General features: G+C 66.4%; 21 protein-coding genes. 14 read left to right on the top strand and 7 right to left on the bottom strand.

Features of this window, described 5'->3' with window-relative positions:
- Positions 1-256: 256 nt before the first annotated feature.
- The 4 genes from accD to argE all read right to left on the bottom strand — a co-directional run bounded on the left by accD (position 257) and on the right by argE (position 4559).
- Complete coding sequence (gene accD, locus ACUDCK_RS06380) at positions 257-1135, bottom strand: acetyl-CoA carboxylase, carboxyltransferase subunit beta (RefSeq protein WP_049072142.1); 879 nt, start codon at positions 1133-1135, stop codon at positions 257-259.
- 37 nt (positions 1136-1172) lie between these two features.
- Positions 1173-2039, bottom strand: coding sequence for a tryptophan synthase subunit alpha (gene trpA, locus ACUDCK_RS06375; protein ID WP_175167581.1), 867 nt, complete (start codon positions 2037-2039; stop codon positions 1173-1175).
- A gap of 1 nt (position 2040) precedes the next feature.
- Positions 2041-3240, bottom strand: coding sequence for a tryptophan synthase subunit beta (gene trpB / locus ACUDCK_RS06370; RefSeq protein WP_064526737.1), 1200 nt, complete (start codon positions 3238-3240; stop codon positions 2041-2043).
- A gap of 167 nt (positions 3241-3407) precedes the next feature.
- Positions 3408-4559, bottom strand: a complete 1152-nt coding sequence (argE, locus tag ACUDCK_RS06365; RefSeq protein WP_064526729.1) for an acetylornithine deacetylase — start codon at positions 4557-4559, stop codon at positions 3408-3410.
- Positions 4560-4693: 134 nt separating this feature from the next.
- Here argE and ACUDCK_RS06360 point away from each other — a divergent pair, with 134 nt between their 5' ends.
- On the top strand, positions 4694-6007 hold the full coding sequence (locus tag ACUDCK_RS06360; RefSeq protein WP_175167580.1) for an MFS transporter: 1314 nt from the start codon (positions 4694-4696) through the stop codon (positions 6005-6007).
- Positions 6008-6127: 120 nt separating this feature from the next.
- On the opposite strand, the gene ACUDCK_RS06355 is transcribed toward ACUDCK_RS06360, so the two are convergent.
- Positions 6128-8413 carry a RelA/SpoT family protein gene (locus ACUDCK_RS06355; protein ID WP_175167579.1) on the bottom strand — a complete coding sequence of 762 codons (2286 nt, stop codon included), beginning with the start codon at positions 8411-8413 and terminating at the stop codon, positions 6128-6130.
- Between the two features lie 108 nt (positions 8414-8521).
- Between ACUDCK_RS06355 and ACUDCK_RS06350 the strand changes: the two genes are divergently transcribed.
- Together ACUDCK_RS06350 and ACUDCK_RS06345 are read left to right on the top strand one after the other, a co-directional pair.
- Complete coding sequence (locus tag ACUDCK_RS06350) at positions 8522-9355, top strand: M90 family metallopeptidase (RefSeq protein ID WP_054501947.1); 834 nt, start codon at positions 8522-8524, stop codon at positions 9353-9355.
- The gene (locus ACUDCK_RS06345) at positions 9352-9861 is read left to right on the top strand and encodes a flavodoxin family protein (protein WP_175167578.1); all 510 of its coding nucleotides are present in this window, start codon (positions 9352-9354) and stop codon (positions 9859-9861) included. Before ACUDCK_RS06350 ends, ACUDCK_RS06345 begins: the two co-directional genes overlap by 4 nt.
- Positions 9862-10025: 164 nt before the next feature.
- Here ACUDCK_RS06345 and ACUDCK_RS06340 read toward each other — a convergent pair whose 3' ends face one another.
- Together ACUDCK_RS06340 and pncB are read right to left on the bottom strand one after the other, a co-directional pair.
- The gene (locus tag ACUDCK_RS06340) at positions 10026-10379 is read right to left on the bottom strand and encodes a RidA family protein (protein WP_006389266.1); all 354 of its coding nucleotides are present in this window, start codon (positions 10377-10379) and stop codon (positions 10026-10028) included.
- Between the two features lie 78 nt (positions 10380-10457).
- Positions 10458-11633 carry a nicotinate phosphoribosyltransferase gene (gene pncB / locus ACUDCK_RS06335; protein WP_049072128.1) on the bottom strand — a complete coding sequence of 392 codons (1176 nt, stop codon included), beginning with the start codon at positions 11631-11633 and terminating at the stop codon, positions 10458-10460.
- 157 nt (positions 11634-11790) lie between these two features.
- Between pncB and fdxA the strand changes: the two genes are divergently transcribed.
- From fdxA to ACUDCK_RS06280, 11 genes are all read left to right on the top strand, one after another.
- Positions 11791-12114 (top strand): ferredoxin FdxA, encoded by a 324-nt coding sequence (fdxA, locus tag ACUDCK_RS06330; protein WP_006389264.1) that lies wholly within the window; start codon positions 11791-11793, stop codon positions 12112-12114.
- Between the two features lie 46 nt (positions 12115-12160).
- A complete protein-coding gene (locus tag ACUDCK_RS06325; protein ID WP_054501573.1) occupies positions 12161-12961 on the top strand; it encodes a ferredoxin--NADP reductase in 801 nt (266 codons plus the stop codon).
- Positions 12962-13195: 234 nt separating this feature from the next.
- Positions 13196-14422 carry a polyhydroxyalkanoate depolymerase gene (locus ACUDCK_RS06320; protein WP_054501574.1) on the top strand — a complete coding sequence of 409 codons (1227 nt, stop codon included), beginning with the start codon at positions 13196-13198 and terminating at the stop codon, positions 14420-14422.
- A 62-nt stretch (positions 14423-14484) separates the two neighbouring features.
- Positions 14485-15126, top strand: coding sequence for an electron transport complex subunit RsxB (gene rsxB / locus ACUDCK_RS06315; RefSeq protein ID WP_116792050.1), 642 nt, complete (start codon positions 14485-14487; stop codon positions 15124-15126).
- Entirely contained in the window at positions 15123-15758 is a 636-nt protein-coding gene (gene nth / locus ACUDCK_RS06310; RefSeq protein WP_175142161.1) for an endonuclease III, read from the top strand. Before rsxB ends, nth begins: the two co-directional genes overlap by 4 nt.
- A 364-nt stretch (positions 15759-16122) precedes the next feature.
- Entirely contained in the window at positions 16123-16896 is a 774-nt protein-coding gene (locus ACUDCK_RS06305; protein WP_054501576.1) for an ABC transporter ATP-binding protein, read from the top strand.
- Entirely contained in the window at positions 16893-17603 is a 711-nt protein-coding gene (locus ACUDCK_RS06300) for an ABC transporter ATP-binding protein (protein WP_054501577.1), read from the top strand. The genes ACUDCK_RS06305 and ACUDCK_RS06300 overlap by 4 nt, the downstream gene beginning before the upstream one ends.
- Before the next feature lie 61 nt (positions 17604-17664).
- Entirely contained in the window at positions 17665-18879 is a 1215-nt protein-coding gene (locus ACUDCK_RS06295; RefSeq protein WP_006389257.1) for an ABC transporter substrate-binding protein, read from the top strand.
- 98 nt (positions 18880-18977) lie between these two features.
- Positions 18978-19865 carry a branched-chain amino acid ABC transporter permease gene (locus tag ACUDCK_RS06290; RefSeq protein ID WP_049072112.1) on the top strand — a complete coding sequence of 296 codons (888 nt, stop codon included), beginning with the start codon at positions 18978-18980 and terminating at the stop codon, positions 19863-19865.
- On the top strand, positions 19862-20845 hold the full coding sequence (locus ACUDCK_RS06285; protein WP_049072110.1) for a branched-chain amino acid ABC transporter permease: 984 nt from the start codon (positions 19862-19864) through the stop codon (positions 20843-20845). Before ACUDCK_RS06290 ends, ACUDCK_RS06285 begins: the two co-directional genes overlap by 4 nt.
- A 112-nt stretch (positions 20846-20957) precedes the next feature.
- On the top strand, positions 20958-21968 hold the full coding sequence (locus ACUDCK_RS06280; protein ID WP_064526719.1) for an ABC transporter substrate-binding protein: 1011 nt from the start codon (positions 20958-20960) through the stop codon (positions 21966-21968).
- The last annotated feature ends 64 nt before the right edge of the window (positions 21969-22032 follow it).

Genomic DNA, 22032 nt, shown 5'->3' with positions numbered 1-22032 from the left:
TATTTTGTTGGGATGACATCTCGGCGCAATTCACGAGTGTTATCCAGTACTACAGAACATAGCAAAAACCGGGCCAGAAGGCTCGCAATATGTCGCAATAAGGCAACAGAAATCATGGAAAACATTGTTCCGCCCGGCGCACAAAAAATGACGCTGTCAGAGGGCTGAACAAACGGCCATGAAAAAGCCGCCGGCACAAGTGCGCGGCGGCTTTTTCATCTGGCCCCCCCAAGCCCGAAAGCCCGGGGAAACGGGATCAGGCGGCGGTGACGACGTCGGCCGGCTGGTTGGTCAACAGCGCCAGCAGGCGGGCGATTTCCTCTCGCAACTGGCGGCGGTCCACGACCATGTCGATGGCGCCCTTCTGCAGCAGGAACTCGGCGCGCTGGAAGCCTTCGGGCAGCTTCTCGCGCACGGTCTGTTCGATCACGCGCGGACCAGCAAAGCCGATCAGGGCCTTCGGCTCGGCGATGACCACGTCGCCCATGAAGGCGAAGCTGGCGGACACGCCCCCCATGGTGGGATCGGTCAGCACGCTGATGAACGGCAGGCCGGCGGCAGACAGGCGCGTCAGCATGGCGTTGGTCTTGGCCATCTGCATCAGCGACAACAGGCTTTCCTGCATGCGCGCGCCGCCCGAGGCGGCCACGCAGATGAAGGGCGTCTTGTTGTCGAGCGCGGCCTGGGCGCCGCGCGCGAAGCGCTCGCCGACCACCGAGCCCATGGAGCCGCCCATGAACTCGAATTCAAAGCACGCCAGCGTCGCCGGCACGCCGCGAATCGAGCCGCTGACCACCACCAGCGCGTCGGTTTCGCCGGTCTGCTTGACGGCTTCGGCCAGGCGCTCGGGGTACTTGCGGGTGTCCTTGAATTTCAGCGAATCGACCGAGCGCGTGCTCTGGCCGATTTCGACGCGGCCTTCCATGTCGAGCAGCGAGTCGATGCGGGCGCGGGCGCCGATGCGCATGTGGTGATCGCACTTGGGGCAGACGTGCAGGTTGGCCGCCAGGTCTTCGCTGTACAGCACCGTTTCGCACGACGGGCATTTCACCCACAGGCCTTCGGGCACGCGGCGGGCGCCGCTGTCGCTGGTTTTGTTGATGCGAGGCGGCAGGAGTTTTTCGATCCAGCTCATTGTTTGTTCATCCCGTAAGGAAGTCGCGCCAGGCCGCTCAGGCCGACGCGCTCGGTCGTTTTACTTGATCCAGCGCCTGCCGGATGGTGCGCAGCCAGCCGCTGGCGGCGGCGACTGCGGCGTCGGTTTGCTGGGCAGCGGGGGCGTTGGCCACCGCCTGCTCCATGGTTTCAATCAGTTTGCTGCCGATGACGACCGCGTCCGCCACGCTCGCCACGCGCTGCGCGCTGTCGGCGTCGCGGATGCCGAAGCCCACGCCTACCGGGATCTCGCGCACATGGCGGCGGATCACCGCCACGCGCTCGGCCACGTCGTCGGTGTTGAGCGAACCGGCTCCCGTCACGCCCTTGAGCGACACATAGTAGACGTAACCGCGCGCCACGGCGGCCACGGCCTGGATACGCGCGTCGGTCGAGGTGGGGGCCAGGAGAAAGATCGGAGCGATGCCATGGCGGCCAAGCGTTCCGGCGAATTCGACCACTTCCTCGGGCGGATAGTCGACCACCAGGACGCCATCCACGCCCGCGGCCTCGGCGCGGCGGGCGAATTCGGCCTGGCCCATGCGTTCAATGGGGTTGGCATAGCCCATCAGCACCACGGGGGTGGCGGTATCGCGCTGGCGGAACTCGGCCACAAGGTCGAGCACGCGGCCCAGGCCCACGCCCTGCGCGATGGCGCGCTCGGCGGCGCGCTGGATCACCGGGCCGTCGGCCATGGGATCGGAGAACGGCACGCCCAGTTCGATGACGTCGGCGCCGGCCTCGACCAGCGCGTGCATCAGGGGAACGGTGGCGGCGGGCGACGGATCGCCGGCCGCGATGTAGGGAATGAGCGCCGCGGCGCGGCCGGATTCGGCGGTGCGCGCAAAGGCGGCGGCAATGCGATCGGAGCGGGTTGTCGTCATATCAGAGTTCGATACCGGCGCGTTCGGCGACGGTATGCATGTCCTTGTCGCCACGGCCCGACAGATTGACCAGGATGACCGCGTCGCGCGGCAGCGTGGCGGCCATCTTAACGGCCTGGGCGATGGCGTGCGAGGACTCCAGCGCCGGCATGATGCCTTCGATGCGGCAGCAATCGTGGAAGGCCTTCAGCGCTTCGTCGTCGGTGATGCCGACGTATTCGGCGCGGCCGGAGTCCTTGAGCCAGGCATGCTCGGGACCGACGCCGGGGTAGTCCAGCCCGGCCGAGACCGAATGCGTTTCCTGGACCTGGCCGTCGGCGTCCTGCATGACGTAGGTGCGGTTGCCGTGCAGCACGCCGACCTGGCCGGCGGCCAGCGACGCGGCATGCTTGCCGCTGTCCATGCCTTCGCCGGCGGCTTCGACGCCGATCAGGCGCACGTTCTCGTAGGGAATGTAGGGATGGAAGATGCCCATGGCGTTGGAGCCGCCGCCGACCGCGGCCACGACGTAGTCGGGCTGGCGGCCGATGGCCTCGGGCATCTGCGTCAGGCATTCATTGCCGATGACGGTCTGGAAATCGCGCACCATGCGGGGGTAGGGGTCGGGGCCCGCCACCGTGCCGATGATGTAGAAGGTGTTCTCGATGTTGGTGACCCAGTCGCGCATGGCTTCGTTGAGCGCGTCCTTCAGGGTGCGCGAGCCGGACGTGACCGGCACCACCGTGGCGCCCAGCAGCTTCATGCGGTAGACGTTGGAGGCCTGGCGACGGACGTCTTCGCTGCCCATGTAGACCACGCATTCCATGCCGTAGCGGGCCGCCACCGTGGCCGTGGCCACGCCATGCTGGCCGGCGCCGGTTTCGGCGATGACACGCGGCTTGCCCATGCGCTTGGCCAGGAGCGCCTGGCCGATGCAGTTGTTGACCTTGTGCGCGCCGGTGTGGTTCAGGTCTTCGCGCTTGAACCAGATCTGGGCGCCGCCCACCAGGTCGGACCAGCGACGGGCGTGGTAGACGGGGCTGGGACGGCCGACGAAATGCTTGAGTTCGTAGTTGAACTCTTCCAGGAAGGCGGGATCGACACGGTAGCGGTCATAGGCGGCACGCAGCTCGTCGAGCGCGTGCATCAGCGTTTCTGCCACGAAAACACCGCCATAAGGGCCGAAATGGCCCTGGGCATCCGGAAAATCGTAAGGTTTCACCAAGCATCTCCCCCGGTATCACGGCCAGCGTCTGCCGCCCGCAAATCCGGTTTGCAACCCGTCATTTTACCTGACGCCGGCCACAGCGGGGGGTTGCACCCGAGCCCGCCGGGTACCCCCGGGGGCTCCGGGGAGAATGGCCCGGCCGGTCGCCGCGGTCCGTCGCCTCAGAGCGACTGACCCATGCGGCGCAGGAAGGTCTCGCAGGCGGCCAACTGGTCAAGCGCGACGAACTCGTTGGGCTTGTGCGCCTGCTCGATGTGGCCGGGGCCGCAGACCACCGTGGGAATGCCGATGCCCTGGAACAGGCCGGCTTCGGTGCCATAGGCCACCTTGCGGGTGGCGCGGTCCTCGGTCAGGGCGCGCACCAGTTGGGTGATGGCGGCTTCCTCGGAAGCTTCCAGGGCCGGCGCCGCGGCGCCGGTCTCGATCTCGATGCTGGCGCCGTCGAATTCGGCCTTCATGCGCGGCAAGAGCTCATCGCGCACGTATTTCTCGACTTCCGCCTGGATCTGGTCGGGTTGCATGCCCGGCAGGTTGCGGAATTCATAGGTGAATTCGCACAGTTCGGGAATGGTGTTGACCGCGATGCCGCCGCGGATCTGGTTGGTGGTCATGGTGGAGAACGGCACGTCGTAGAACTGGTCGTACGGGCCGTTGGCCTTGAAGCTGTCGGCCAGGTCGCGGATGCGGCAGATCAGGCGGGCGGCGTATTCGATGGCGTTGCAACCGCGCGGGGTCAGCGACGAGTGCGCCGCCTTGCCGTGCACTTTGCAGCGGAAAAGGTTGATGCCCTTGTGCGCCACCACCACCTGCATGCCGGTGGGTTCGCCCACCACGCAGCCTTCGGGGCGGATGCCGCGGTCGTGCAGGTCGGCCAGCATGTACGGCGCGCCGGCGCAGCCGACTTCCTCGTCGTAGGAGAACGCCAGGTGGATTGGCTTCTTGCGCGGCATGGCCAGGAATTCCGGGACCAGCGCCAGCGAACCGGCAATGAAGCCCTTCATGTCGCAACTGCCGCGGCCGTACAGCAGGCCGTCTTTTTCGACCAGTTTGAACGGATCGGTGCTCCAGTCCTGGCCATCGACCGGCACCACGTCGGTGTGGCCCGACAGGACGATGCCGCCCTGCTGGTTGCCGTCCTGCGCCGGCAGAGTGGCGAACAGGTTGGCCTTGGTGCGCTCGGGATTGTGCGCCAGCCATGCATCGACACCCTGGCCCTTGAGCCAATCACGGACGGTCTCGATGAGGGCAAGATTGGAATTGCGGCTGGTGGTGTCGAAACCGACCAGCGTCTCCAGCCAGGTGCGCGCGTTCATGTAGCAACTCTCTCGGGTAAAAGCAGCAGTGTAAAGCCAGGACGCGTCCGCGTCCCGCCCCCGCGGCCGGCGGGGCGCGTCGCCTGGGCCTAGAATGACGGCCTCACCACAGCAAGCCCCCCCAAGGAGAATCCGTGCAGCACAAAGCAGTTCCCACGCGCAACATCGTGGCGGCAGTCATCGGCAATGCCCTCGAATGGTACGACTTCCTGGTGTTCGCGTTCATGACGCCGATCATCTCGAAATTGTTCTTCCCCACCGACCCCAGCGTTCCCGGCAGCGAACTGAACGCGATCCTGATGACCACGGCGATCTTCGGCGTCGGATTCTTCATGCGTCCCGTGGGCGGCATCATCCTCGGCCTGTATGGCGACAAGAAGGGCCGCAAGGCGGCCATGGTGCTGGTGACCTCGCTGATGGCGGTGTCCATCGCCCTGATCACCGTGGCCCCCACCTATCACGCGGCCGGCATCCTGGCCCCCATCTTCATCCTGATCGCGCGACTGCTGCAGGGCTTCTCGGCCGGCGGCGAGTTCGGCACCTCGACCGCCCTGCTGATCGAGATGGCGCCCAACGGCAGGCGCGGCTTCTACGGCTCGTGGCAGATGGCCGGTCAGATGCTGGCGCTGCTGCTCGGCGCGGCCTGCGGCACGCTGATCACCGAGTTCTTCACGCAGGAGCAGATCGCGGCCTGGGCCTGGCGCCTGCCGTTCGCGTTCGGCCTGGTGATCGTGCCGATCGCCATCTATATCCGCCGCAACATCGACGAAACCGACGCCTTCAAGCAGATGAAGGAAGACGAGCGCCAGGCCGCCGCCCGCGGCGAGGTGCAGCGCCTGAGCCTGGGCGAGATGGTGCGCGCCCACACGCGCGAAACCTTGATCGGCGTGGGGCTGGTGGTGACGGCGACGGTGTCGATCTACATCACTTTCACCTACCTGGTGACCTACTCGACGCAGATCCTGAAGCTGCCGCTGAACCAGACCTTCCTGGTGCAGATGGCGGGCGCGGCGCTGATGGTGCTGCTGACGCCGTTCATGGGCGCCTGGTCCGACCGCATCGGCCGCCGCCCGCTGGTGATCGGTTCGCTGATCGGCTATCTGCTGGTGCTGTACCCGCTGTATCACTGGCTGTCGGACGCGCCGTCGATCGGCCGCCTGCTGACCGTGCAGATCGTGGTCTGCGTGTTCGTGTCGGCCTTCTTCGGCGTGTTCAGCACCGTCATGGCGGAGCTGTTCCCGGCGCGGGTGCGCTCGGTGGGTCTGTCGCTGGCCTATAACGTGGCGGTGATGATCTTTGGCGGTTTTGCCCAGTTCATCGTGACCTGGCTGATCAAGACCACCGGTTCGCCGATGGCGCCGGCCTACTACGTGATGTTCGGCGTGGCGCTGGGGCTGGTGGCGTCGTTCTTCATGCGCGAACGCGCCCACGAGAACCTGGATCGCTGATATTCCCGGGCCGCGATGGGCCCGGGTGGTCCATTGCGGGGCGCCCCGGGCAACGGCCATGCATGGGCGCCCTCTTCCGAGCCGCCCGTCCCCGGGGCGGCCCATCTTGCGCGTCGCAGGCTAGCGGCGCACCGCCGACGATACGCCCGGCACTTCGGCCAGCGCATCCAGCGCGCGCGCCAGCGATTCGCCGCCGCGCACTTCGACCGTGAACACCATATGGGCCAGCGACTGCCGGCTCTGGGTGTTCACGCCCACCACATTCAAGCGCAGGCGCGCGAACACTTCGGACAGGTCGCGCAGCAGGCCGGAGCGGTCGTGCGCGCGCACGCTGATGTCGACCGGGTAGAACGTGTCCGCGGGGGTCTCGCCCCAGGCCACCTCGATCACCCGCTCGGGCTCGCGCGCGGCCAGCGCCAGGTAGCTGTGGCAGTCGCTGCGGTGGATCGACACCCCGCGCCCGCGCGTCACGAAGCCGGCGATGGCATCGGGCGGCGCGGGCCGGCAGCAGCGCGCCAACTGCGTCAGCAGCGAGCCCACGCCCACCACCAGCACCCCGCTCTTGCCGCTTTTCTCGGCGCTGCCGGCACTGGCGTGGCGCAGCGCGGCCGGTTGCGGCTCGGCGGCGGGCGCCGGCTGCTGGAACACGGCGTCGATCTGGCGCAGGCTGAATTCTTCCTTGGCCGCCGCCACATACAGGTCGTCCGCGCGAGCGAAACCGAGGTTCTGCGCCAGTTGTTCCAGGTTGACGGCGGTCTTGCCGAGCCGCTGCAGTTCCTTTTCGACCAGCGCCTGGCCTTGCGTGATGCGCTGCTGCAGTTCGATGGCGTTGAACCACATGCGCACCTTGGCGCGGGCGCGCGGACTGGCGAGGAAACCGAGTTGCGGGTTGAGCCAGTCGCGCGACGGGCCGCCCGACTTGGCCGAGATGATCTCGACCGTCTGGCCGGTCGCCAGGCGCGTCTGCAGGGGCACCATCTGGCCATCGACCCGCGCCCCGCGGCAGCGGTGGCCCAGGTCGGTGTGCAGGTGATAGGCGAAGTCGACCGGCGTGGCGCCGGCCGGCAACTCGATCACGCGCGCCTGCGGGGTCAGCACGTAGATGCGTTCGTCCGTCGGTGTGGGCGCGGCGGCATGGCGGCTCTTGCCCGGGCCCGACTTGGCGGCAGACTTGGCCGCGTCGGGCTTGTCGGCGACGGGCGCCTCGCCCGCCTCGACATCGCTGTTCCAGGCCAGCAACTGGCGCATCCAGGCCAGTTGCCGGTCGTATTCGCTGGACGCCGCCACCTGCCCGCCCTTGGCGCCCGCTTCCTTGTAGCGCCAGTGCGCGGCCATGCCGTACTCGGCGAACTGGTGCATTTCGCGGGTGCGGATCTGCACCTCGAACGGCCGGCCGTCATCGTCCGCCACCACCGTGTGCAGCGAACGGTAGCCGTTGGGCTTGGGCCGCGAAATGTAGTCGTCGAACTCGTCGGACAGCGGCGTCCACATCTCGTGCACCATGCCCAGCGCCATGTAACAGGCGCGCACGTCGTCGACGATGATGCGCAGCGCGCGCAGATCGTACATCTGCGAGAAATCCAGGCGCTTGACCCGCATCTTGTTCCAGATGCTGTAGATGTGCTTGGGCCGGCCGCTGACCTCGGCTTCGATGCCATGTTTGGCCAGCGCCGTCTGCAGGCGCTCGATGGCGCCGGCGATGAAGGCTTCGCGCTCGACCCGCTTTTCCTCGAGCAGGCGGGCGATCTGCTTGTAGCGGTCGGGTTCCAGGAAGCGGAACGCCAGGTCTTCCATTTCCCACTTGATCTGCCAGATGCCCAGGCGGTTGGCCAGCGGCGCGTACAGGTCGAGGGTCTCGCGGGCGAAGTCGGTCGAACAGGGGGTCTTGCTTTCGGCGTGCCAGCGCAGGGTCCGCAGGCGCGAGGCCAGGCGCATCAGCACGATGCGCAGGTCGGCCGCCATGGCCAGCAGCATCTTGCGCTGCATTTCCTTCTGCGAGCCGGTCTCCGCTGCCGCGTCGCTGGCCTGGCGCGCCACCACGCCCAACCGCAGCAGGGCCCGGGTGCCCTGCACCAGGCGGGCGACCTCGGCGCCGAAGGCGGTGGCGACCGGGTCGTTGCGCAGCGCGGGAGACGGCGCGGTCAGGTCGGTCGGCAGGGCCGCCAGCAGGGCCGCCGCGCGCGTGGCCGCATCGGTATGCAGGCCCGCCAGGATCCGCGCCACGCCGGCGCCGTGCGAGGCCAGCGGTTCGCCCGTCAGGGCCTGCTGGCCCTCGAAACGGGGAACCGACCAGGCCACCGCCTGGTCGATAAGCGCAAGGCCATCGGCGTCGAGGCCCGCCCCCGCCTCCTGTCGCCAGGAAGCGTCGAAAGGCGAAGGCGCATCAGGAACGGGCGGGGCGGACATCGCGGGCGTATTGCGGTTACGGTAATCGAGGATTCCGACACTCTACACTAGGAATCAATGCTGAAAACCCCGGCCAACGCCGGGCACATATTCAAGGAACCCAAGCTTATGTTGCGCTGGCTCAAGGGCCGGGGCGCGCGCGCCGCCGAGGTGGCGCAGATGCAGGCCCGGATCGCACCCGACCTCTGGCGGCAGGTGCTGGACGCCCACCCCTTCCTGGCGGCGCTGGACGCCGACGAATCCGCGCAGTTGCTGGCGCGCTCGGCCTGGCTGCTGGCCAGCAAGACCATCAATGGCGCGCAGGGGCTGGAAGTGACCGACTTCATGCGGCTGTCGATCGCGGCCCAGGCCAGCCTGCCGATCCTGAACCTGACGCCCGCGCTGTACGAGGGCTGGGAGGAGATCATCGTGTACCCCGCGGGCTTTCGCATCCCGCGCAAGCAGATGGACGAGGACGGCGTGATGCACGAATACCTGGAAGACGCCGCCGGCGAGGCCTGGGACGGCGGTCCGCTGGTGCTGTCCTGGGAGGACACGCAGTTGTCCGAAGGCGGCTTCAACGTGGTGATCCATGAGTTCGCGCACAAGCTCGACCTGCAATCGGGCTTTGCCGACGGCATGCCGTCGCTGGCGGCGCACGGCGATATCAAGCCGCGCGAATGGCGCCGCATCCTGGACGACAGCCTGGATCGCTTCATCGCCGCGGTCGACGCGGTGGAGGCCGCCATTCCGCATGACGTCGATCCGGAAAGCGCCGAGGCCGACGCCTGGTACGGGCGCTTGCCACTCGACCCTTACGCCGCCACCGACGAAGCCGAGTTCTTCGCCGTCAGCTCCGAGCACTTCTTCGTCGATCCCCACCCGATGGCCGAGGCGCTGCCGGAATGGTTCGGCCTGCTGCGGGCCTATTACCGCCAGGATCCCCTGGCGCGCTACGCATGAAACGGCTGCTGATCGTGTGGCATTCCCGCACCGGCGCGGCCCGCCAGATGGCCGAGGCCGCCGCCCGGGGCGCGGCCGCGGCGGCGGCGCTGCTGGAACAGCCGGACGAGCTGGCGGTGACCCTGCGCCGCGCCGCGCACGCGGGGGCGGACGAGGTGCTGGCCAGCGACGGCTTGCTGTTCTGCGCGCCGGAGAACCTGGCCAGCCTGAGCGGCGAAATGAAGGAATTCTTCGACCGCTGCTACTACTACGCGCTGGACCGCATTGCCGGCCGTCCCTACGCCTGCCTGATCAGCGCGGGCAGCGACGGCGCCGGCGCGGCGCGCCAGGTGGAGCGCATCTGCACCGGCTGGCGCCTGCGGGCCGCGGCTCCGCCCCTGATCGTCAACCTGGGCGCGCAGACGCCGCAACAGATCGCCGCCCCCAAGACCGTGGCCCCGGCTGAGCTGGCGCGCTGTGAGGAGGTCGGTGGCCTGCTCGCCGGCCTGCTGCTGACAGCGGCTTGAGGCAGCCCTGCCGCCGACAGCGGGCCAGCCCAGGTCAGCCGCTGCGCGCTCCATAGCGCCCTCCCTCCCTGGCGGTCGGCGCGCCGTGACGCCACGCGGCGCGTCCAGGAATGAAAAAGCCCCCCGGCCTGCCGGAGGGCTTTTTCATCGCGCGGCCGCGCCAATCAGGCGACGGCGGCGGTGACGACGATCTCGACCTTGAAGTCGGGGTTGGCCAGGCGGGCCTCGACGGTGGCGCGCGGGGGCGAGTTGCCGTCGGCGACCCAGGCGTCCCAGGCCTTGTTCATGCCGTCGAATTCCTTCATGTTGGCCACGTAGATCTGGGCCATCAGGATCTTGGTCTTGTCGGTGCCGGCTTCGGCCAGCAGGCGGTCGATGGTGGCGAGCACTTGCTCGGTCTGGCCGGTGATGTCCAGCGTGGAATCGTCCGGCACCTGGCCCGCCAGGTACGCGACGCCGTTGTAGACGGCCATGTCCGACAGGCGCTTGGCGACGTGGAAGCGCTTGATGCTGCTCATGAATATTCCCCTAATGACGAGTTGCGGGTTGAACAATGCGAAGAATGGCGAACTTTACCCTGCCCGGGCCGAGGCCCGCTAGGCGGGCGGCAGTTGGAACACCTGGCGCAGATAGGCCAGGTAGGCGGGATCGTCGCACATGGTCTTCTCAGGCGCGTCGGACACCTTGGCCACCGGCTGGCCGTTGCAGCGGACCATTTTCATGACGATCTGCAGCGGTTCGTGGCCCAGGTCGTTGGTCAGGTTGGTGCCGATGCCGAACGACACCTTGCAACGCCCGGCGAACTGGCGCGCCAGTTCGATGGCGCGCGGGAAGGTCAGCGAATCCGAGAACACCAGCGTCTTGGCGCGCGGGTCGACGCGGTTCTTGCGATAGTGCTCGAGCAAGCGTTCGCCCCAGACGAAGGGATCGCCCGAATCGTGCCGCGCGCCGTCGAACAGCTTGCAGAAATACATGTCGAAGTCGCGCAGGAAGGCGTCCATGCCATAGACGTCCGACAGCGCGATGCCGAGGTCGCCGCGGTATTCCTTGGCCCACACTTCCAGCGCGAACACCTGCGAATCGCGCAGCCGCGGACCGAGCGCCTGGCAGGCCTGCAGGTATTCGTGGCCCATGGTGCCCAGTGGCAGCACCTCGTGCTGCTTGGCCAGCAGCACGTTGCTGGTGCCCGCGAAATGCGGACCCATCTGGGCCTTCATGGTCGAGACGATCTCTTCGTGCCAGACCTTGGAGAAGCGGCGCCGGGTGCCGTATTCGGCCACGCGGAAATCGGCCAGCGCCGGGTCGTCCAGCACCAGATGCATCTTGGATTGCAGGCGCTTGCGGCCCTCGGCCCAATCCGGGTTCTTGCGCGTGTTGCGGAAGTAGACCTCGTTGACGATGGCCAGCACCGGGATCTCGAAGAGAATGGTGTGCAGCCACGGGCCCTTGACCTCGATGCTGATCTCGCCCGGCCCCTCGCCCTCCTGGATGCTGATGCAGCGCTCGGGCAGGTGGAACAGTTCGAGGAAATCGACGAAGTCGCTTTTGATGAAACGCAAGCCGCCCAGATATTTAAGTTCGTCCTCGGTGAAGCGCAACTGGCACAGTTGGTGCACTTCTTCGCGGATTTCATCCAGGTAGGGGCGCAAGTTGACCCCCGGAGTCCGGCATTTGTAACGGTACTCGACCTGGGCAGCGGGAAACTGATGCAGCACCACCTGCATCATGCTGAATTTGTACAGGTCGGTGTCGAGCAGCGAGGTGATTATCATGATTACGCGTATCGTTTCGCGACACCATAGCACAGCGGGGCCCCGCGATACCCCAATGCGCCACGATGTCAACACGGGTATTGGCGGCGGTTTGGCGCCGCATTGGGTAAAATCCGCCCAACAAGACACACATGCCGCCTGCCCGGAGTTCCTGAGAATGACCCACGTAGTCACCGAAAACTGTATCAAGTGCAAGTACACCGATTGCGTCGACGTATGCCCGGTGGACTGTTTTCGTGAGGGTCCGAACTTCCTGGTGATCGACCCCGACGAGTGCATCGACTGTGCCGTGTGCATCCCCGAATGCCCGGCCAACGCTATCTACGCCGAGGAAGACGTGCCGCAGGACCAGCTCAACTTCATCGCCCTGAACGCAGAACTCTCGCCCGAGTTCGCCAGCATCAGCCGCGCCAAGAAGCCGCTGCCCGACGCCGACGAATGGAACGGCAAGCAGGACAAGCTGCAATACCTGGAAAAATAATCCGCGAGCGCGGGGCCGCCAAGGCCTCGCGACGCGCGATGCCCCGATGACCGACGATTCCAAATACACGCGCCAGACCGTTACCCACGTTCATACCTGGGTGCCCGACAAGCTGTTCTCGGTGCGCGTCACGCGCGACGACGCGTATGCCTTCCAGCCGGGCCAGTTCGCCCGGGTCGGTCTGCCTGGCGCCGAGGATCCCGCCGGCCCGCCCACCCTGTGGCGCGCCTACTCGATGGTGTCGGCCCCGCATCAGCCCTGGCTGGAGTTCTATTCCATCGTGGTGCCCGAGGGCCTGTTCAGCCCGCGCATGGCGCGGCTGCAGCCGGGCGATGCGCTCTATGTCGAAAAAGCGCCCTACGGTTTCCTGACGCTGGAGCGCTTCGCGCCCGGCGGCGACCTCTGGCTGCTGGCCTCCGGCACCGGCCTGTCGGCCTACCTGTCGATCCTGCGCGACCCGGCCGTCTGGCGCGCCTATCGCCGCATCGTCCTGGTGCACGGCGTGCGCACCGCGGCGGAGCTGGCCTACCGCGAGGAAATCGAAGGCTGGCGCAATGATCCGTCCCTGAGCGACCTGTTCGAGGCCGAACCGGACAAGCTGATCTATTTGCCCATCGCCACTCGCGAGGCCCTGCCCGGCATGCCGCAGGCGCGCCTGACCACCCTGATCGCCGATGGCGGACTGGAACGCCTGGCCGGCCTGCCGCTGGCCCCGGAGCAAGCCAAGATCATGCTTTGCGGCAACCCGGAGATGCTGGCCGACGCCCGCAAGTTGCTGGGCGAACGCGGTTTCAAGCCGGGCCGCCGCGGCGTTCCCGGCAACCTCGCGGTGGAAAACTACTGGTGATTCCCCGCCCCTGTCGGATCGGCCCCTGGCCCGTCCGGCCTAGGGCGAAAATCCCCCTTTTTATCCCGCCGGCGCCCCTTGATTTCGCCCTAAACTGGTGCGCAAGGGATGACGGGTCGCATTTTCGCAACACAAAATCCGGTTTTCAGGCGCTTTCGTCAGACAAATTGGAAATACCGTTACTCCCCGGCGCAATAATCGGGGCACACGCACGACCCAGAAGGACTTCCCCAAATGCTGTACCAATTGCACGAAATGCAGCGCGCCTTCCTGACTCCGTTCGCTGCATTCACGGATGCCGGTTCCCAGCTGTTCTCCAGCCCTTACAGCCCCCTCGCCTACACCCCGATCTCGCGCCAGATGGCCGCGGGATACGAGCTGATGACGCGCATCGGCAAGGAATACCAGAAGCCCGCCTGGAACCTGCCCGCCACGGAAATCAACGGCAAGTCGGTCCGGGTCACTGAATCGGTCGTGCTGGACAAGCCCTTCTGCCGCCTGGTGCACTTCCACCGCGACGTGCGGCAGGCGCCACAGGGCGATCCCAAGGTGCTGCTGGTCGCGCCGCTGTCCGGCCACCACGCCACGCTGCTGCGCGACACCGTGCGCGCCCTGCTGCCTGGCCACGATGTCTACGTCACCGACTGGATCGACGCCCGCATGGTGCCGCTGTCGGCCGGCCCGTTCCACCTGAACGACTACGTGCGCTACGTGCAGGACTTCATCCGCCACCTGGGACCGGACGTGCACGTCATTTCGGTATGCCAGCCCACCGTGCCGGTGCTGGCCGCCGTGTCGCTGATGGCCTCGGCCAACGATCCCTGCCAGCCGCGCAGCATGGTCATGATGGGCGGCCCGATCGATCCGCGCCAGTCGCCCACGCAAGTGAACCGCCTGGCCACCACCAAGCCCTACTCGTGGTTCGAGAACCAGGTCATCCACCCTGTGCCGCCGCGCTATCCGGGTTCGGGCCGCAAGGTCTACCCGGGCTTCCTGCAGCATGCCGGCTTCATGGCGATGAATCCCGACCGGCACATGAAGTCGCACTACGACTTCTACCTGGACCTGCTGCGCGGCGACGACAGCGACGCCGAGGCGCATCGCCGCTTCTACGACGAATACAACGCCGTGCTCGACATGCCGGCCGAGTTCTACCTGGACACCATCCGCATGGTGTTCCAGGAATTCGCGCTGCCGAACGGCACCTGGGAAGTCGACGGCCAGTTGGTGCGCCCGGCCGACATCAAGAAAGTGGCGCTGTTCACCATCGAGGGCGAGCTGGACGACATCTCCGGCCAGGGGCAGACGCGCGCGGCCATCAAGCTGTGCAAGAACATTCCGGCCGACCGCAAGATGCACTACACCGCGCCCAACTGCGGCCACTACGGGATTTTCTCGGGCCGCCGCTGGCGCGAAATGATCTGTCCTAAAATCGCGGAATTCATCCGGCAATCGGCCTGAGGCCTTTCACCGTCCGTCCACGGGGGCCCTCGCGGGCCCTTTTGCTTTTTCCGTTGCCCGCCATGTCCTGTCGTTCACTCGCCGATCGCATCGACGCCCTGCTGCCTCAGACGCAATGCACCAAGTGCGGCTATGACGGCTGTCAGCCGTATGCCGAGGCCATCGCCGCGGGCGCCGCCCCGATCAACCGCTGCCCGCCGGGCGGCGACGAAGGCATCGCCGCGCTGGCGGCGCTGCTCGAAACCCCCGCCCTGCCGCTGGACCTGAGCCGCGGCGAACCCGGTCCGCTGCTGGTGGCGCGCATCGACGAGGCGCATTGCATCGGCTGTACGCTGTGCATCCAGGCCTGTCCGGTCGATGCCATCGTCGGCGCCAACAAGCACATGCATACCGTGCTGCCCGACTGGTGCACGGGTTGCGACCTGTGCGTGGCGCCGTGTCCGGTGGATTGCATCGAGATGGTGCCGGCCGGTCGCGCCTGGAGCGCCGCTGACGCGGCCGCCGGTCGCCAGCGCCACCGCCACCATCAGGCGCGCATGGCACGACTGGCCGCCGACAACGCCCGCCTGATGGCGCCCGAATCCACGGCGGCCGCCGCGCCCGCCGCCCCCGCCGCCGACGCGCAAACCGAAGACCGCAAGCGCGCCGCCATCGAATCCGCGCTGGCCCGTGCCCGTGCCCGCCGCAACGCCCCGCGCCCATGAACGCCGCCAAACGCCGAGAAATCTTTGCCCGCCTGCAAGCGGCCAACCCGAAGCCCACCACCGAACTCGAGTACGACACCCCCTTCCAACTGTTGATCGCGGTGCTGCTGTCGGCGCAGGCCACCGACAAGTCGGTGAACATCGCCACCCGCAAGTTCTTTCCGCAATACGGCACCCCCCAGGCCCTGGTGGCGCTGGGCGAGGAAGGCCTGTCCGATTACATCAAGACCATCGGCCTGTACCGCACCAAGGCCAAGAACGCCATCGCCACCTGCCGCATCCTGATCGAACAGCACGGCGGCGAAGTGCCGCAGACGCGCGAGGCGCTGGAGGCGCTGCCCGGCGTCGGCCGCAAGACCGCCAACGTGGTGCTGAACACGGCCTTCGGCCAGCCGACCATGGCGGTCGATACGCACATCTTCCGGGTCTCGAACCGCACCGGCCTGGCGCCAGGCAAGAACGTGCTGGAAGTCGAACTGAAGCTGGAGAAATTCGTGCCGCGCGAGTATCTGCAGGACGCGCATCACTGGCTGATCCTGCACGGCCGCTATGTATGCGTGGCACGCAAACCGAAATGCCCGCAATGCGGCATTTCCGATCTCTGCGAATACAAAGATAAAACCCCCGCTTGAGAGGCTCGCCGCCCCTTTCGCGAACCCGCCGGATATTCGTTCGCGCAGTTGCAAAACCGGGTTTTCCCCGAGGCGGCGTTCAATGACGGATTGATGACGATCAATACGGTTTTGCTGCAACGCATCGGGTCCCGGCATAGGGTTTCGCCCAGTGGCCATGCGAATTGTCCGCCATTTGACAATTCACCTTTCCGCACCGCAAAACCTATGACAAACCCTCATGGAATTTTGATTCGGAGGTGCGCATACTCGCCGGCAACTCTTATAGAAAACCGTGGTGTTTCCATGATTTTCAATACCCCGCGGGGGCTCAGCGCATGACGCCGGGCAGGGTCCATATAAATACAACGCCGGTGCAGCGGACATGGACGACACGATCCTGGAGACAAAAGGCCTCACCAAGGAATTCCGCGGTTTCGTCGCGGTCAATGGGGTCGATTTGCGTATCAAGCGAGGCGAGATTCATGCCTTGATCGGGCCGAACGGCGCGGGCAAGACGACATGCTTCAACCTGCTGACCAAGTTTCTCTCTCCCACTTCGGGAACCATCAAGTTCAACGGCATCGACATCACTGGTGAGCGTCCGGCGCAGATCGCGCGGCGCGGCGTGATCCGCTCGTTCCAGATTTCGGCGGTGTTTCCGCACCTGACCGTGCTGGAGAACGTGCGCATCGGCCTGCAGCGCAAGACCGGGCTGTCGTTCCACTTCTGGCAGAGCACCAAACGCCTGGCCGCCCTGGACGAACCGGCGCGCGCCCTGCTCGAACAGGTCGACCTGGGCGCCTTCGCCAACGAGACCACCGTGAACCTGCCATATGGCCGCAAGCGCGCGCTGGAGATCGCCACCACGCTGGCGATGGAACCCGAGCTGATGCTGCTGGACGAGCCCACGCAAGGCATGGGCCACGAGGACGTGGACCGCGTCACGCAACTGATCAAGCGCGTCAGCGCCGGCCGCACCATCCTGATGGTGGAGCACAACATGAACGTCGTGTCCTCGATTGCCAACACCATCACCGTGCTCGCGCGCGGCGCCGTGCTGGCCGAGGGCACCTACGCCGAAGTGTCCCGCCATCCCGCCGTGATGCAGGCCTACATGGGCACCACCGACGGCGAACTCCAAGGAGCGCACGCATGAGCACCCCGGCACTGGAAATCTCGGGCCTGCAGGCCTGGTACGGGGAATCGCATATCCTGCATGGCGTGGATATGCGCGTGGGGCAAGGCGAGGTCGTCACGCTGCTGGGCCGCAACGGCGCCGGCCGCACCACCACGCTGCGCGCCATCCTCGGCCTGACCGGCTCGCGCAAGGGCTCGGTGCGCATCCATGGTACCGAAGCCATCGACCTGCCGACCTACAAGATCGCCCACCTGGGCGTGGGCTACTGCCCCGAGGAACGCGGCATCTTCGCCAGCCTGTCGTGCGAAGAGAACCTGCTGCTGCCCCCCGTGGTCGGCTCGCTCGGCGGCGGCATGTCGCTGGCCGAAATCTACGACATGTTCCCCAACCTGCAGGAACGCCGGCATTCGCCCGGCACGCGACTGTCGGGCGGTGAACAACAGATGCTGGCGGTGGCGCGCATCCTGCGCACCGGCGCCAACCTGCTGCTGCTGGACGAGATCTCCGAAGGCCTGGCGCCCGTCATCGTGCAGGCGCTGGCCCGCATGATCACCGCGCTCAAGCAGCGCGGTTACACCATCGTCATGGTGGAACAGAATTTCCGCTTCGCCGCGCCGCTGGCCGATCGCTTCTACGTCATGGAGCATGGCCAGATCGTCGAGCATTTCGAAGCGTCCGAACTTTCAGAAAAACAGGACACGCTCAACGAATTGTTGGGCGTCTGAATAACCTGTCATCCGCCGGGTTCCCGGCATCCCATATACCAAAGGGAAGAGGAGTCATCCCATGAAGCTGCACACCATCACTGCTGCACTGGCCATGGCGGGCCTGGGATTCGCCGGGGCGACCGCCCAGGCACAAGGCATCTCCGACGATGTCATCCGCATCGGCTTCATCACCGACATGTCCGGCGTGTATTCCGACATCGACGGCAAGGCGGGCCTGGAAGCGGTCCGCATGGCGATCGAGGACTTCGGCGGCAACGTCAACGGCAAGAAGATCGAAGTGCTGTCGGCCGATCACCAGAACAAGGCCGACGTGGCGTCGGCCCGCGCGCGCGAATGGTTCGACCAGCAGAAGGTCGACGTCATCATCGCCGGCACCAACTCGGCCACCAGCCTGGCCATGGCGGCCGTGGCGGCTGAAAAGAAGAAGCCCTTCATCGCCATTGGCGCGGGCGCTTCCGACCTGACCAACGCCCAGTGCTCGCCGTACACCGTGCACTACGCCTACGACACCGTGGCGCTGGCGCGCGGCACCGGTTCGGCGGTGGTGAAGGATGGCGGCAAGAGCTGGTTCTTCCTGACCGCCGACTACGCCTTCGGCCACGCCCTCGAACGCGACACCATGGCCGTGGTCAAGGCCGCCGGCGGCGAGATCAAGGGCCAGGTGCGCGCGCCGCTGGGCGCCTCCGACTTCTCGTCGTTCCTGCTGCAGGCGCAGTCTTCCAAGGCGCAGATCCTGGGCATGGCCAACGCCGGTGGCGACACCATCAACACCATCAAGGCCGCCAATGAATTCGGCGTCACCAAGACCATGAAAATGGCCGGCCTGCTGGTGTTCATCAACGACGTCCACTCGCTCGGCCTGGAAGCCACCAAGGGCATGTACCTGACCGACGGCTGGTACTGGGATCAATCCGACGCCTCGCGCGCCTGGTCCAAGAAATTCGAAGCCAAGGTGGGCCGCAAGCCGTCGATGCTGCAGGCTGGCGACTATTCGTCGGTCACGTTCTACCTGAACGGCGTGAAGGCCACCGGCACCGACGATGCCGACACGCTCATGAAGTGGATGAAGTCGAACAAGATCAATGACTTCTTCACCCAGGGCGGCTACGTGCGCGAAGACGGCCGCATGATCCACGACATGTACCTGATGCAGGTGAAGACGCCGGCCGAATCCAAGGGCCCGTGGGACTACTACAAGGTCGTGGCCACGCTGCCCGGCGACGAGGTCTACACCAAGCTGTCCGAGTCGACCTGCAAGCTGGTCAAGAAGTAATTCCCGTCGATGCGATCCCTTGATGCGACCCGGCCCGCGCGGCCGGGTCGCATCCTGAATTTGCCCGCTTCCCTTCGTACGCGCAGGATTTTCACAAGATGACTGATATTTTCGGCATCCCCATACAGGCCTTGTTCGGCCAGTTGCTGCTGGGACTGGTCAACGGTTCGTTCTACGCCATGCTGTCGCTCGGCCTGGCGGTTATCTTCGGACTGCTGAACGTCATCAACTTCGCGCACGGCGCGCTTTACATGCTGGGCGCCTTCCTGGCCTGGATGGGGCTGTCGTACCTGGGGTTGAATTACTGGGTCATGCTGATCCTGGCGCCGCTGGTGGTCGGGTTGTTCGGCATCATCATCGAAAAGCTGTTGCTCAGGCACCTCTACAAGCTTGACCACCTGTACGGCCTGCTGCTGACCTTCGGCTTGACGCTGCTCATCGAGGGCCTGTTCCGCAGCTTCTACGGGGTGTCGGGCCAGCCCTATCCGACGCCCGACGCCCTGCGCGGCGCCACCAACCTGGGCTTCATGGTGCTGCCGAACTACCGCGGCTGGGTGGTGGCGGCATCGGTGGTGGTGTGCCTGGCGACCTGGTTCGTGATCGAGCGCACCCGCCTCGGCGCCCTGCTGCGCGCCGGCACCGAGAACCCGCGACTGGTGGAAGCCTTCGGCGTCAACGTGCCGCGCATGATCACGCTGACCTACGGCTTCGGCGTGGCGCTGGCGGGCTTTGCCGGCGTGCTGGCGGCGCCGGTGCTGCAGATCTCGCCGCTGATGGGGTCCAACCTCATCATCGTGGTGTTCGCGGTGGTCGTGATCGGCGGCATGGGGTCCATCATGGGCGCCATCGTCACCGGCCTGGGCCTGGGCGTGATCGAGGGCCTGACCAAGGTGTTCTGGCCCGAAGCGTCCAGCACGGTCGTCTTCATCATCATGGCCATTGTCCTGTTGCTCCGCCCGGCCGGGCTGTTCGGAAAAGAGAAATGAATCGTCAATTCCTGGGCTATGCGGTCCTGGCCGTCGTGGTGGCCATTCTTCCCTTCGTCGGGGTGTATCCGATCTTCGCCATGAAGATCATGTGCTACGCCCTGTTCGCCTGCGCCTTCAACCTGCTGCTGGGCTTCACCGGCCTGCTGTCGTTCGGCCACGCCGCCTTCCTGGGCAGCGCCGCCTACGCCACCGGCCACGCGCTCAAGGTGTGGGGCGTGCCGACCGAGATCGGACTGCTGTTCGGCGTCGCGGTGGCCGCGCTGCTGGGCCTGGCGATGGGCGCGCTGGCGATCCGCCGCAGCGGCATCTACTTCGCCATGATCACGCTGGCGCTGGCGCAGATGGTGTTCTTCTTCTTCCTGCAGGCCAAGTTCACCGGCGGCGAAGACGGCCTGCAGAGCGTGCCGCGCGGCACGCTGCTGGGCATCATCGACCTGTCGAAAGACCTGAACCTGTACTACCTGGTGATGGGCGTGTTCATCATCGGCTACTTCATCATCTGGCGCACGGTGCATTCGCCGTTCGGCCAGGTGCTGCAGGCGCTGCGCGAGAACGAGCCGCGCGCGGTCTCGCTGGGCTACGACGTCGATCGCTTCAAGCTGCTGGCCTTCGTGCTGTCGGCCGCCATCGCCGGCCTGGCGGGCGCCACCAAGACGCTGGTGTTCGTGTCGGCCACGCTGTCCGACGCGACCTGGCAGATGTCGGGCCTGGTGATCCTGATGACGCTGATCGGCGGGCTCGGCACGCTGACCGGACCGATTCTCGGCGCGTTCATCGTGGTGCTGCTGGAGAACAAAGTGGGCGACTTCGGCCAGATGATGGCCAGCCTGACCGGCGTCGACTGGTTCCTGCGCCTGGGCGAGTCGGTCACCATCGTGATCGGCCTGATCTTCGTGATCTGCGTGCTGGCCTTCCGTCGCGGCATCGTCGGCGAGATCGGCGCGCTGATCGAGAAGCGGCGCGCCGCGCGCGCCTGATCCGCGCGGCCGCCAGCCGCATCGCCTGCCTGACCCTCGGGGCCGCTGAACGCGGCCCCGATTGCATGGGACCTTTACAATGACCGGCACGTAATCAGAAAGGTGCTCCATCATGCGCATGAAGCCTTTGCTCGCCGGCGCCCTGGCGCTGTCCGCCGCCCTGCTGGCGCCCGCCGCGGTCCACGCCGCCAAGCCGGTCTGCGAGGTCGACCGCCCGGTCCGTTTCAGCGGCCTGAACTGGGAATCCAACCTGGTGCTGGCCGGCATCGAGCGCTACGTGATGGAACACGGCTACGGCTGCAAGACCAGCGTCGAGATCGGCGAGACGCTGCCGATGCTGGCCGCCCTGCAGCGCGGCGACGTCGACGTCACGCCGGAGGTGTGGCCAGGGCAGATCGAGGTGGCCTGGAAGAAGGCGCTGGCCAGCGGCCGCGTGCAGGGCCTGGGGCATGTCTACGACGCCGGCGAAGGCTGGTACGTGCCGCGTTACACCGTGCAGCGCCATCCCGACTTGAAGTCGGCGGCGGACCTGGCGCGCTTCAAGCAGGTCTTCGCCGATCCGGAAGACCCGGGCCGCGGCCGCATCTACGGCTGCCCCGCCGGCTGGGCCTGCGGCACGCTGAACGACAACCTGTTGCGCGCGCTCGGCCTGGACCGCGACTACAGCCTTTTCGCGCCCGGTTCCGGCGCCGCGCAGAAGGCCGCCATCCTGTCGGCCTACAAGCGCAAGCGCGACATCGTCTTCTATTACTGGACGCCCACCGCGCTGGTCGGCGCGCTAGACTTGGTCAAGCTGGAACTGCCGGCCTTCGACCAGACCGCCTATACCTGCCTGACCGATCCCAAGTGCGCCAAGCCGGTGGCCACCGAGTTCAAGCCGAACCCCGTGGTGACGGGCGTGAACAGCGCTTTTGCCAAGGACGCGCCGCAGCTTGCCGCGTTCCTGGCCAAGCTCACCATTCCCAGCGACGCCATCGACGCCACGCTCGGTTGGCTCGAGAACGAAGGCAAGGAACCCGAGGAGGCCGCGCGCTACTTCCTCAAGCAGTACGGACCGGTCTGGCGGCAATGGATGCCGGCCGATGCGGCCGAACGGGTGCAGGCGGCGCTGGACAAGGAGTAAGCGGTCCGCGCCTCATGTATCCTGACGTTTCGGCGCCATTGTCGCGCCACCCGATACCCGCGAA

This window comes from Achromobacter sp. CF-sbj1-Ac2-l, assembly GCF_052698165.1.
Note: the sequence above shows the minus strand (reverse complement) of the source record. Positions and strands in the feature narration are given on the sequence as shown.

Excerpts from the sequence above, each read along its gene's own strand:
- ACUDCK_RS06320 (WP_054501574.1), top strand. The coding sequence starts at position 13,196 with ATGCTGTACCAATTGCACGAAATGCAGCGCGCCTTCCTGACTCCGTTC.
- argE (WP_064526729.1), bottom strand. The coding sequence starts at position 4,559 with ATGAACGCGCGCACCTGGCTGGAGACGCTGGTCGGTTTCGACACCACC.
- ACUDCK_RS06295 (WP_006389257.1), top strand. The coding sequence starts at position 17,665 with ATGAAGCTGCACACCATCACTGCTGCACTGGCCATGGCGGGCCTGGGA.
- pncB (WP_049072128.1), bottom strand. The coding sequence starts at position 11,633 with ATGATAATCACCTCGCTGCTCGACACCGACCTGTACAAATTCAGCATG.
- ACUDCK_RS06350 (WP_054501947.1), top strand. The coding sequence starts at position 8,522 with ATGTTGCGCTGGCTCAAGGGCCGGGGCGCGCGCGCCGCCGAGGTGGCG.
- ACUDCK_RS06285 (WP_049072110.1), top strand. The coding sequence starts at position 19,862 with ATGAATCGTCAATTCCTGGGCTATGCGGTCCTGGCCGTCGTGGTGGCC.
- ACUDCK_RS06325 (WP_054501573.1), top strand. The coding sequence starts at position 12,161 with ATGACCGACGATTCCAAATACACGCGCCAGACCGTTACCCACGTTCAT.
- rsxB (WP_116792050.1), top strand. The coding sequence starts at position 14,485 with ATGTCCTGTCGTTCACTCGCCGATCGCATCGACGCCCTGCTGCCTCAG.
- ACUDCK_RS06280 (WP_064526719.1), top strand. The coding sequence starts at position 20,958 with ATGCGCATGAAGCCTTTGCTCGCCGGCGCCCTGGCGCTGTCCGCCGCC.
- ACUDCK_RS06290 (WP_049072112.1), top strand. The coding sequence starts at position 18,978 with ATGACTGATATTTTCGGCATCCCCATACAGGCCTTGTTCGGCCAGTTG.
- fdxA (WP_006389264.1), top strand. The coding sequence starts at position 11,791 with ATGACCCACGTAGTCACCGAAAACTGTATCAAGTGCAAGTACACCGAT.
- nth (WP_175142161.1), top strand. The coding sequence starts at position 15,123 with ATGAACGCCGCCAAACGCCGAGAAATCTTTGCCCGCCTGCAAGCGGCC.
- ACUDCK_RS06355 (WP_175167579.1), bottom strand. The coding sequence starts at position 8,413 with ATGTCCGCCCCGCCCGTTCCTGATGCGCCTTCGCCTTTCGACGCTTCC.
- ACUDCK_RS06345 (WP_175167578.1), top strand. The coding sequence starts at position 9,352 with ATGAAACGGCTGCTGATCGTGTGGCATTCCCGCACCGGCGCGGCCCGC.
- trpA (WP_175167581.1), bottom strand. The coding sequence starts at position 2,039 with ATGACGACAACCCGCTCCGATCGCATTGCCGCCGCCTTTGCGCGCACC.
- ACUDCK_RS06340 (WP_006389266.1), bottom strand. The coding sequence starts at position 10,379 with ATGAGCAGCATCAAGCGCTTCCACGTCGCCAAGCGCCTGTCGGACATG.
- ACUDCK_RS06300 (WP_054501577.1), top strand. The coding sequence starts at position 16,893 with ATGAGCACCCCGGCACTGGAAATCTCGGGCCTGCAGGCCTGGTACGGG.
- ACUDCK_RS06305 (WP_054501576.1), top strand. The coding sequence starts at position 16,123 with ATGGACGACACGATCCTGGAGACAAAAGGCCTCACCAAGGAATTCCGC.
- accD (WP_049072142.1), bottom strand. The coding sequence starts at position 1,135 with ATGAGCTGGATCGAAAAACTCCTGCCGCCTCGCATCAACAAAACCAGC.